Below are 10,017 nucleotides of genomic sequence, written 5' to 3'. Positions count from 1 at the left end.
GGATACAGGAATACATAAAGCACCAACTGGAAGAGGATAAAATGGGTGAGCAGCTCTCGATCCCATATCCGGGCAGCCCGTTTACGGGCAGTAAGTAATCCATAGATGCAAATGTCAGATCGCGATGCGCCTGTTAGGGCGCGGCTGGTAACAGAGCCTTATAGGCGCATATGAAAAACCTCCGGCTATGCCGGAGGATATTTATTTCTGCTCAGGCAATTCCTGCCCAGCGCATCAGCGCGGTTACGACCGCCGCCGCGATAATAATGACGATCAGCGGTGCCTTTCGCCACGCTAAAAACAGCGCCACGCCGACGCCTGCTACCCGCGCAAATCCGCCAAAGTGATGGCCTTCAAACAACGCTGACGTGGCCGCAACGGCCAGTAACAGAATCGTGGCGGAATCTGACAACATCGTCTGTGTTGCTGGTGAAAAATTCAGGCGCGAGCCCAGCCGGTAACCGGCCATGCGCATCGCGAAAGTTCCGGCCGCCAGAACGACGATCCCGGCAATCCATAACGTATGTTGCGTCATTTTTTGTTTCTCCAGGCCAGTAATCCCAGCAGTGAAAACAGCACCGGCATTCCGGCGGGCACGAAAGGCACGGCGGCGACGGAAATCAGTGCGCCGGACGCCGCCGGGATCAGCGTTCTGCGCTTTCTCAGTGCCGGGAAAATCAGCGCCAGCAAAATGGCCGGGAACACGGCATCCAGCCCGATGGCTTTGATATCAGGAATAAACTGCCCGATGTACGCCCCGGCAATCACGCTGACCGGCCAGAACAGCGCAATGCCCGCGCCGCACAGCCAGTAGGCTTTTTTGCGTTTCTCATGGGTGGGCTGGGAGATGCCGAATACCACGCTTTCATCGTTCATGATGTGGCAGCCGAGCCAGCTGAGCGATTTACTGCCCACCAGATCTTTCACGGCGATACCGAACGGCAAATGGCGGGCATTCACCAGTAAACCGGCAGCCGCTGCGGCGAACGGGCTTCCGCCACCGCCGACAATCGCGATAAATAAAAACTCCGAAGCGCCGGCGAGCACCAGCAACGAGAGCATCAGCGGCACCCACAGCGGGAAGCCTCCGGCGACAGCCAGTGAACCGTAAGAAATCCCAACCAGGCCGTCGGCGAGACAGACCAGGAAGATAGCTTTCACCACATCTTTTCCCAGCGGTGAAAAGAAACGTGCTTGCATAATTCAATCCCATAACGAACGAGTATTCATTATAATGAACACTTCTGAATCGTTCTTCAAGTCGAACGATCGTTCGTTATACTGATCGGAGTGCCGTAATGTCTCAACCTATCAGCGTTATTTCCAAAGGTCTGGTGCGTGAACGTCAGCGCGCGGGCTTGTCTCTGGCAGAAGTCGCCCGCCGCGCCGGTGTGGCTAAATCGACGCTTTCACAACTCGAAGCCGGTAACGGTAATCCGAGTCTGGAAACGCTGTGGGCGCTGTGCGTGGCGCTGAATATTCCCTTCGCGCGACTGATGGAGCCTGAAGTGAATAAAATGCAGGTGATCCGGCGCGGCGAAGGCCCGTCGGTGGTGGCGGAGCTGGCGGATTACAAAGCGGTGCTTCTGGCGACCTGTCCGCCGGGCGCGCGGCGCGATGTCTATCTGCTGACCACGCAGCCGGGCAGCGACCGTGTTTCCAGCCCGCATCCGCAGGGTTCGGTGGAACATATCATCATCACACAGGGGCGTGCGCTGGTCGGGCTGGTGGATTCACCGGTCGAGCTGAACGCCGGTGACTACATTTCATATCCGGCCGACGTTGAGCATATTTTCAGGGCGCTGGAGCCTGACACCATGGCCGTGCTGGTGTCGGAGCAAAGCTAAATCAAAACGTAATCAGCTTTTTCGTCAGATTGCTTTTAAGCAGCAGCATGGATGACACCACCGAAAGCAGGAACGTCATCAGAATGACCAGCAGTTTGGCGGTCAGGGAATTGATCGGGATCCATTCGATAAGCAGATTGAAGAAGGTGTAATGCAGGATATAAACGCCGGTCATGGTTTTACCGAGCGAGCTGACCATTTCGCTGACCGGCAGCCGCGTGGCGTCCGGTTTTACGCCGTTTGCGGCAATGATGATTAAGATCACCAGAATATAGACCTGCGAGCCGGTCAGAATAAAGCTGTTGCGCTCAACGTTAAATATCGAGAAGAAAAAGTGCTTCTCATAAAACCACGTAAAGGTATAAACAAACGGGATCGCGATGGCGGCGTATTTCGCGATGCGCGGGCGGCTGTAGAGCGAGGAAACCACCGGATCGTAAAGCAGCTGGCCGGTCAGATAATAAAGCACCCACGTCCAGATGCGGAACTGCGCGGGCGCGGAGAAGCTTTTACTTTCAGTGAAATAGATCGCCAGCAGATCATAGGTGAAAGAGAAAATCAGCAGCGCCAGAACCAGCGAGGCCAGGATCACCCGGCGTTTCGCCAGCCATTCCACCACCGGATGAAAGGTGTAAATGATCACCAGCGAAAAGATGAACCACGGCTGGATCAGATAGCCTTTCTGATACGGTCCCCACAGGTAATAAACCGAGAACCAGAAGATAAATATCGTCAGGATCCCGCGTATCTTTTTCATCTGCCATTCCGGCGTGTGCTGGGAATCGGCGTCCATATATCCGGTCACGACAAAAAACAGCGGCGTGGCGATGGTGGAAATAAAGGTCAGAAAGGCCAGGATCTGATCGTAGTTATAATTGTAATTATCGTACGTGTTATAGACGGTGAAAAAGGTCACGGCGGTCAGGCAGCCGAGCGTTTTAATAATGTTCAGTCCCGTTGTGTTCATTGTTGAATTCGTTTTCCTTCACGATGGAAACAGTTGTAAATCACCGGCAGAACCAGAAGCGTCAGCACGGTCGCAAACCCCAGACCGAACATGATAACAACCGCCATGCTCTGGAAAAATACATCAAGTAACAACGGCGCGAGCCCGAGCACGGTGGTAAACGCCGTCAGCAGGATCGGGCGCAGACGTGAGGTTGCTGCGTAGATAATCGCTTCCGTCTGGTTTTTCTCTTTCTTCTGCTGGCCGATTTCTTCGACCAGCACGATACCGTTGCGGATCAGCATGCCGCTCAGGCTGAGCAGGCCAATCAGCGCCATAAACCCGAACGGAATGCCGGTCAGCAGGAAACCAAACGTCACGCCAATCAGCGCCAGCGGTACGGTCAGCCAGATAGCAATCGCATTTTTCATTGAACTGAACATCAGCACTGTGATGATAAACATCATCAGGAAGCCAATCGGCAGCGTGGTAAACAGGCCTTCCTGCGCCTCGGCGGAATTCTCCGCGTCGCCGCCCCATTCAATGCTGTAACCGTGCGGCAAGGTCAGCGCCTCAACCTGCGGTTTTATCCGCGCGAGCATATCGCCGGATGTTTCGCCGGTGGCCGCATCGGGGTCGGTCTGTACCGTGAGCATGCGGATACGGTCGCGACGCATGATCAGCGGATCTTCCCATTCCACTTTGAAATCACTGACCACATTGCTCAGCGGAATAAACTGCTGGCGCGTCTGGCTCCAGACCATGATATTCGCCATGTGATCGACATCCAGCCTTTCCGTGGCCGGCGGGCGTAACACGATGGGCATGAGCGTGGAGCCATCGCGGTAAATCCCGACCGTGCTGCCGCTGAAATTCATCTGTAAGGCGCTGTCGACTTCACCTTTATCCACGCCCAGTTCACGGCCCAGATACGGGGAAAATACCGGCCTGACCATTTTGCTGCGATCCTGCCAGTCGTTGCGTACGCCGTCGGCCGCGCCGTCATCAAGGATGATTTTATCCACCCGGCTGGCGATGCTGCGCAGCGTATCCGGGTCGGAGCCTTTAATGCGCACTTCAATGGCGCTGTCGCCGGACGGCCCGAACATGATGCGTTTGAGCCGCGCATTCACCTCGGGGTAATTTTTCTGGATATCCTGCTCGGTGTGGCGAACCAGCCCGGCGATTTTCCGCTGGTCGTCCATCCGCACCATAATCTGCGCGTAGTTGGAATACTGGCGCTGGCCGTTATAGGTCAGAATGAAGCGCATACCGCCCTGACCGACGGTGGTCACGGTGTTTTCCACGCCCTCCTGTTTACTGATGTTCTGTTCTATTTCGCGGGCGACGCGGGCGGTGTAATTGATATCGGTGCCGTAAGGCAGCCAGAGATCGACGAAGAAAATCGGCGTGTTGGAAGACGGGAAAAAGTTCTGCCGCACGAAGCCGAATCCCCAGACGGACGCCGCGAGCAGCGCCGCCAGCGTGACCAGCGTGACCGTCTGGCGTACCAGCAGCGCCGACAGCAAACGCCGGTAAACGCGGAAAATCCAGCCGCCGTACGGGTCAGCCTGTTCATCCGGTTTTTTCTCCGGCACTGGCATATTGGCAAACGCCCATTTGACCAGCACCGGCGTGAGCGTCAGCGCCGTCACCCAGCTGAGCATCAGCGAAATCAGCAATACCTGGAACAGCGATTTACAGTATTCTCCGGTCGAATCCTGAGACAGCCCGATAGGCGCAAATGCCAGAATGGCGATGACCGTCGCGCCCAGCAGCGGCAGGGCGGAGCGTTTAATAATGTGCGAAATTGCACTCATCAGCGGATTGCCCTGCTGTCGGGAAATCAGCACGCCTTCCACCACCACAATCGCGTTATCCACCAGCATACTCAGCGCGATAATCAGCGCGCCGAGCGAAATGCGCTGAAGCTCGATGCCAAATAAATACATGATCAGCAACGTGCCGAGCACGTTCAGCGCCAGTGACACGGCGATGATAATTCCGCTGCGTAATCCCATGAAAATCAGCAAGACGCCGACCACAATCGCCAGCGCCATCAGGAAGTTAATGATGAAACCGTCAACAGATTTCTTCACTTCAGCAGCCTGATCGTAGAAGACTTTCAGCTCGATCCCGGCCGGTTTGTCGGCGCTGAGCTGCTTCATTCTGGCTTCGAGGGCGTGACCGATATTCATGACATTCACGCCGGGAATATAGGAGACGCCAATGGTCAGCGCATTGCGGCCATTGGCGTGGTAAATATTGCCGGGATGATCCGTCACGCCCTGCGAAACCGTGGCGATGTCGCGCAAATAAATGCTGTGCGTGGAACCGGCCGGGCTGATGAGGACATTATTAAGTTCATCGATATTCTGAAAACCGCCGGTCGGATGCAGGCGGATGGATTCACTGCCGACCGTCATACTGCCCGCGTCGGAAACCATATTTTGCCGGTTCAGCACATCCGCCAGACGCGCCAGCGTGACGCCGTAAGCCGCCATTTTCGCCCGCGAAATCTCGATGTAAACCTGTTCAGGAATGACGCCGCCAATCGCGACTTTGCCCACGCCGGGCACCAGAACCAGTTGCCTGCGAAGCTGCTCGGCGTACGCGCGCAGTTCAGGGTTGGTAAAACTGTCACCGTAGACCGAGAAAAAGTACCCGTACACGTCACCGAAATCATCGTTAACGAACGGCGGACTGACACCGGGCGGGAATTGCAGCGTCGCGTCATTCACCCGGCGACGCAGTTCATCCCAGATTTGCGGCAGTTCGGAAGAGTGATAGCGGGCATCGATATTCACGGTGATTTGCGATAAACCGACGGCAGAAATCGACGTGATGTTATCGACGTAAGGCAGGCGCTGAAGCGCGTTTTCCAGCGGCAGCGTAACTTCTTCTTCTACCTGTTGCGAGGATGCGCCCGGATACTGAACGGAAACCACCGCCGTTTTGATGGTAAACGCCGGATCTTCCAGCCGCCCGATGTTGAACAATGCAATTAACCCGCCCACGCCGAGCAGCAGGATCACCAGCCAGACGCGTGTCGGATTGCTGATAAAACTTTCATTGATCCCCATATTACAGGCCCCGTTCCCGTGTCCAGATGCGAACCGGTTGCTGCGCATGTAATTCACCGACACCGGCGGCGACAACGCGGTCGCCCTGTTTCAAACCGGCTGTAATTTCAATGCCCTGCGAGGTGAGTTTGCCGACGGTGACTTTGCGATCTTCAACGTGCAGAGTGTCGCCTTCTCCGGCGATCACCCAGACGTGCGGGTCGTTGCGCTGTGTGTTGTCCGGATTAAACACGGCTTCAACCGGGATCACCAGCGTGGAGTCCGGCGTGGCCGTGGCGAGATTGGCCGGGTTCACCGTGACGGTGCCGCTCAGCCCGGCTACTGCCGGGAAGTTTTCCGGACGCGGCATGGTCAGCGTCACCTGCCAGGTCAGCGTGTTGGCTTCGCTGCTGGCGGTGTGTTCTTTATAAGTCGCGGTGAATTCGCGGTCGGGAAGCTGGTTGATGCGCACCCGCGGGCGGTAATCGGCGTTACGCATATCAAGGCTGGTGAAGAGGTTTTCCGGCACGCTGAAAATAACGTCCAGCACATCGGAACGGCTGAGTGTCGCCACCGGCTGACCGGCGGAAATCACCTGATGATTACGCACATTCAGCCGGGCAATGACGCCGCTGAAAGGCGCCACCAGATTGAGATCATTGAGTTCTTCCTGCGCAATTTTCAGCGCCGCTGCCGCAGAATCCCGGCTGGCTTTATGCACTTCAAGTTCAGCCTGAGAAACGACATGGCGACGTGCGAGGGTCTGATAACGTTCGAACTGGCGCTGGGCGAGTGTCGCGGCGCTGCGGCGATCGTTGAGCCGCTGGCGGGCGTCGTTGTTGGTGAGACGGGCGAGAACTTGCCCCTGTTTCACGGCTTCACCTTCGCGCACATCAAGCGTCTGCAACTGACCGGCGCGCTTAAAGGCAATGTCGGTGTTATCGCCTGCGAGAATACGTGCCGGAAAAACGCGGGTACTTAGCGGGCTGGCCGCTTCGGCGGTGGCAATTTTTACCTGACGAGGCGGCGCGGGCGCATCCGCCGTTTTCTGGTCGCAGGCGCTTAACGCTAAAGCGAGGGCCAGAACGAGAGAAAAACGGATCTTCAAAATACTTCCCCTCATGCAACTACACGCGAAATTAATAAATCCCGGCAGAATATATAAGGGCTTTTGATAAACAGGATTCGGTATATTCTGCCTTCGACGTATTCCCATTGAAACTGTGCGGTGACTTATTGTTTTTCTTTAATAATTTGTTTTTTCAGGCAACCCGTTAACACTATTTAACACGGTATATTATAGTTTATACAGCTTTAGGTAACTTGCCAGAATCAACACGATAATTAATTCATTATCCGCTTCATTCATGAACCATTTCAGGGGTCAAGGAGTCAGGCATCATGAATAATCCAGCACCAGCTTCCGGTAATAAAACATCGGAAAAATTGTGGTATCAGCACACCGTAGAAGAGAGCCTGGCCGGGCTGCAATCCGGGCCAGCCGGGTTGACACCCGAAGAAGCCAAAAACAAACTGCAACATTACGGCCCTAACGTTCTGCCGCAAAAAGAAGGTAAGTCTTTATTTATTAAGTTTATCTCTCACTTTAAAGACATCCTGATTTATATATTACTGGCCGCGGGTGTGGTCACCGCAATAATGGGGCACTGGGTCGACACACTGGTGATATTAGCGGTGGCAGTTATCAATGCGCTAATCGGCTTCATCCAGGAAAATAACGCTGAAAAATCATTGAAGAGCATCCAGAATATGCTCTCCAGTGAGGCGCTGGTATTACGCGGTGGACAACAGGTTACCGTGGGAACCGATGAAATTGTGCCGGGAGATATTGTTCTGTTACGCCCCGGCGACAAAATCCCTGCCGATTTACGCCTGATTGACGTGCACAACCTGCGCGTTGAAGAAGCGATTCTGACCGGCGAATCCACCGTCGTCTCGAAAAAAACCGATTCGCTGGAAGGCGAGAAATCCATCGGTGACCGCAAAAACCTCGCGTTCTCGGGAACGACCGTCAGCTCCGGGACTGCCAGCGGCGTGGTGTTTGCCACCGGTGGCCAGACGGAACTCGGCCACATCAATGAAATGCTTTCCTCGATTGAAGACAACAAAACGCCGCTGCTGGTGCAGATAGATAAACTGGGTAAATCCATTTTTATCATCATTCTGTTCATGATGGTGGCGCTGCTGATCTTCGGTTTCCTGCTGCGCGATATTCCGTTTGGCGAGCTGCTGCTTTCGGTCATCAGCCTGGCCGTGGCCGCCGTTCCGGAAGGGCTGCCGGCGATTATCTCGATCATCTTGTCGCTCGGCGTGCAGGCGATGGCGCGTTCCAAAGCTATTATCCGCAAGCTGCCGACGGTCGAAACCCTCGGCGCGATGTCAGTAATTTGCTCGGATAAAACCGGCACGCTGACCATGAATGAAATGACCGTGAAAGCGGTGATTCTGGCCGATAACATCTGGACCGTCGAAGGCAACAGCTACGAACCGATGGGCAGTTTTTCTCTTGCCGGTTCGGCGGCGCAGGTGCCGCCAGATTCCTCGCCGCTGCTGACGCAATTCCTGCGCACGGTCGATATCTGTAATGACAGCACGTTAAAACAGGACGCGCAGGGCCACTGGGGCATTACCGGCGGGCCGACGGAAGGCGCGCTGAAAGTGCTGGCCGCGAAGGCGCATTTGCCGGAGTTGCCGTTTAACCTGAGCAGCAAAATTCCGTTCGATTCGCTCTACAAATACATGGCGGTGGCGGGCGATAAAAACGGTGAGGCTCAGATTATGCTCACCGGCGCACCGGATGTTTTGCTGAAACTTTGCCAGTACCAGCAGACGCCGGACGGTGCCGTTCCGCTGGATCACGCCTACTGGGAATCGGCGATTACCCGATACGCCAGCGAAGGTTTGCGTATGGTGGCGGCGGCCTGGAAGCCGGTTGATCAGCCGGTGACGGCGCTTGATCACCCGGAACTCAGCCACGGCATGGTGCTGATTGGCATTGCAGGCATGATGGATCCGCCGCGTCCGGAAGCGATTGTGGCGATCGGTGAATGTCAGCAGGCGGGGATCCGCGTCAAGATGATCACCGGCGACCATCAGGAAACCGCGATGGCGATCGGTAAAATGCTCGGGATCGGCAACAGCGAAAACTCGATCACCGGGTATGAACTGGAGCATATGAATGACGATCAGCTGCGGGTTGCCGCGACGCAGTTTGATATCTTCGCCCGCACCAGCCCGGAACATAAACTGCGGCTGGTAAAAGCGTTGCAGGAAACCGGTGAAATCGTCGGGATGACCGGCGACGGCGTGAACGATGCGCCTGCGCTGAAACAGGCGAACGTCGGTATCGCGATGGGGATCAAAGGGACGGAAGTGACCAAGGAGTCGGCGGATATGATCCTGGTGGACGACAACTTTGCCACCATCGCCAACGCGGTCAGGGAAGGGCGCCGGGTTTATGACAACCTGAAAAAAACCATTCTCTTTATTATGCCGACCAACCTGGCGCAAGGGTTGCTGATTATTATCGCCATTCTGATGGGGAATTTTCTGCCGTTAACGCCGGTACAAATTCTCTGGATGAACATGGCAACCTCGGCCACGCTGTCATTTGGTCTGGCGTTTGAAGAGGCGGAAAGCCGCGTGATGCGCCGTCCGCCGCGTAACGTCAGCGCACACGTGATGGACAAATACGCCATCTGGCGCGTGGCGTTCGTCGGTTTGCTGATTTCCGTCAGCGCCTTCATGCTGGAAGCCTGGCTGCAACCGCGTGGATATGAACCGGAATTCATCCGTACCGTGCTGTTGCAGACGCTGGTGACCGCGCAGTGGGTTTACATGATCAACTGCCGCGATTCGGACAACTTCTCCCTCAGCCGCGGGCTGCTGGAAAATAAAGGGATCTGGATTGTCACCGTTGTGCTGTTCGCGCTTCAGGCAATCATTATTTATGTGCCGCTGATGAACACGCTGTTCGGTACGCGCCCGCTGCCGTTTATCTATTGGATCATCGGGCTGCTGATCGGCGTCGCGCTGTTCGTGATTGTCGAGATAGAGAAAGTGCTGACGCGCGGCTGGCGTAAGAGTTAGTCAAAATCCATTAATTAGCCCGCAAACAACCCGCCACGAGGCGGGTTTTTTT

General features: G+C 55.4%; 7 protein-coding genes and 1 pseudogene. 3 read left to right on the top strand and 5 right to left on the bottom strand.

Annotation, left to right across the window (positions count from 1 at the left end):
- Positions 1–98 (top strand): annotated as a pseudogene (locus KWG64_RS24145) (IS200/IS605 family transposase); the annotation flags it as partial.
- Positions 99–211: 113 nt separating this feature from the next.
- On the opposite strand, the gene KWG64_RS24140 reads toward KWG64_RS24145, so the two are convergent.
- Both KWG64_RS24140 and KWG64_RS24135 read right to left on the bottom strand, forming a co-directional pair.
- A complete protein-coding gene (locus KWG64_RS24140; protein WP_195813794.1) occupies positions 212–535 on the bottom strand; it encodes an AzlD domain-containing protein in 324 nt (107 codons plus the stop codon).
- Entirely contained in the window at positions 532–1,200 is a 669-nt protein-coding gene (locus tag KWG64_RS24135; protein ID WP_152327701.1) for an AzlC family ABC transporter permease, read from the bottom strand. Before KWG64_RS24135 ends, KWG64_RS24140 begins: the two co-directional genes overlap by 4 nt.
- A 98-nt stretch (positions 1,201–1,298) precedes the next feature.
- Between KWG64_RS24135 and KWG64_RS24130 the strand changes: the two genes are divergently transcribed.
- Positions 1,299–1,847, top strand: coding sequence for a helix-turn-helix domain-containing protein (locus tag KWG64_RS24130; protein ID WP_195813796.1), 549 nt, complete (start codon positions 1,299–1,301; stop codon positions 1,845–1,847).
- Between the two features lies 1 nt (position 1,848).
- On the opposite strand, the gene KWG64_RS24125 is transcribed toward KWG64_RS24130, so the two are convergent.
- Genes KWG64_RS24125 through KWG64_RS24115 form a run of 3 tightly spaced genes read right to left on the bottom strand, consistent with a single transcriptional unit; the run spans position 1,849 to position 6,978 of the window.
- On the bottom strand, positions 1,849–2,814 hold the full coding sequence (locus KWG64_RS24125; protein WP_218523370.1) for an acyltransferase family protein: 966 nt from the start codon (positions 2,812–2,814) through the stop codon (positions 1,849–1,851).
- A complete protein-coding gene (locus tag KWG64_RS24120) occupies positions 2,811–5,876 on the bottom strand; it encodes an efflux RND transporter permease subunit (RefSeq protein WP_218523369.1) in 3,066 nt (1,021 codons plus the stop codon). The genes KWG64_RS24125 and KWG64_RS24120 overlap by 4 nt, the downstream gene beginning before the upstream one ends.
- A 1-nt stretch (position 5,877) precedes the next feature.
- Positions 5,878–6,978, bottom strand: a complete 1,101-nt coding sequence (locus KWG64_RS24115; RefSeq protein ID WP_370628763.1) for an efflux RND transporter periplasmic adaptor subunit — start codon at positions 6,976–6,978, stop codon at positions 5,878–5,880.
- Between the two features lie 278 nt (positions 6,979–7,256).
- Here KWG64_RS24115 and KWG64_RS24110 point away from each other — a divergent pair, with 278 nt between their 5' ends.
- Complete coding sequence (locus KWG64_RS24110; RefSeq protein ID WP_218523367.1) at positions 7,257–9,965, top strand: cation-transporting P-type ATPase; 2,709 nt, start codon at positions 7,257–7,259, stop codon at positions 9,963–9,965.
- Positions 9,966–10,017 lie beyond the last annotated feature (52 nt).

The sequence above is a fragment of the Rahnella sp. PD12R genome (assembly GCF_019200965.1).
GTDB classification, from domain to species: Bacteria; Pseudomonadota; Gammaproteobacteria; order Enterobacterales; family Enterobacteriaceae; genus Rahnella; species Rahnella laticis.
Note: the sequence above shows the minus strand (reverse complement) of the source record. Positions and strands in the feature narration are given on the sequence as shown.

Coding starts and splice junctions, on each gene's coding strand:
- KWG64_RS24120 (WP_218523369.1), bottom strand. CDS start 5,876: ATGGGGATCAATGAAAGTTTTATCAGCAATCCGACACGCGTCTGGCTG.
- KWG64_RS24135 (WP_152327701.1), bottom strand. CDS start 1,200: ATGCAAGCACGTTTCTTTTCACCGCTGGGAAAAGATGTGGTGAAAGCT.
- KWG64_RS24130 (WP_195813796.1), top strand. CDS start 1,299: ATGTCTCAACCTATCAGCGTTATTTCCAAAGGTCTGGTGCGTGAACGT.
- KWG64_RS24140 (WP_195813794.1), bottom strand. CDS start 535: ATGACGCAACATACGTTATGGATTGCCGGGATCGTCGTTCTGGCGGCC.
- KWG64_RS24115 (WP_370628763.1), bottom strand. CDS start 6,978: ATGAGGGGAAGTATTTTGAAGATCCGTTTTTCTCTCGTTCTGGCCCTC.
- KWG64_RS24110 (WP_218523367.1), top strand. CDS start 7,257: ATGAATAATCCAGCACCAGCTTCCGGTAATAAAACATCGGAAAAATTG.
- KWG64_RS24125 (WP_218523370.1), bottom strand. CDS start 2,814: ATGAACACAACGGGACTGAACATTATTAAAACGCTCGGCTGCCTGACC.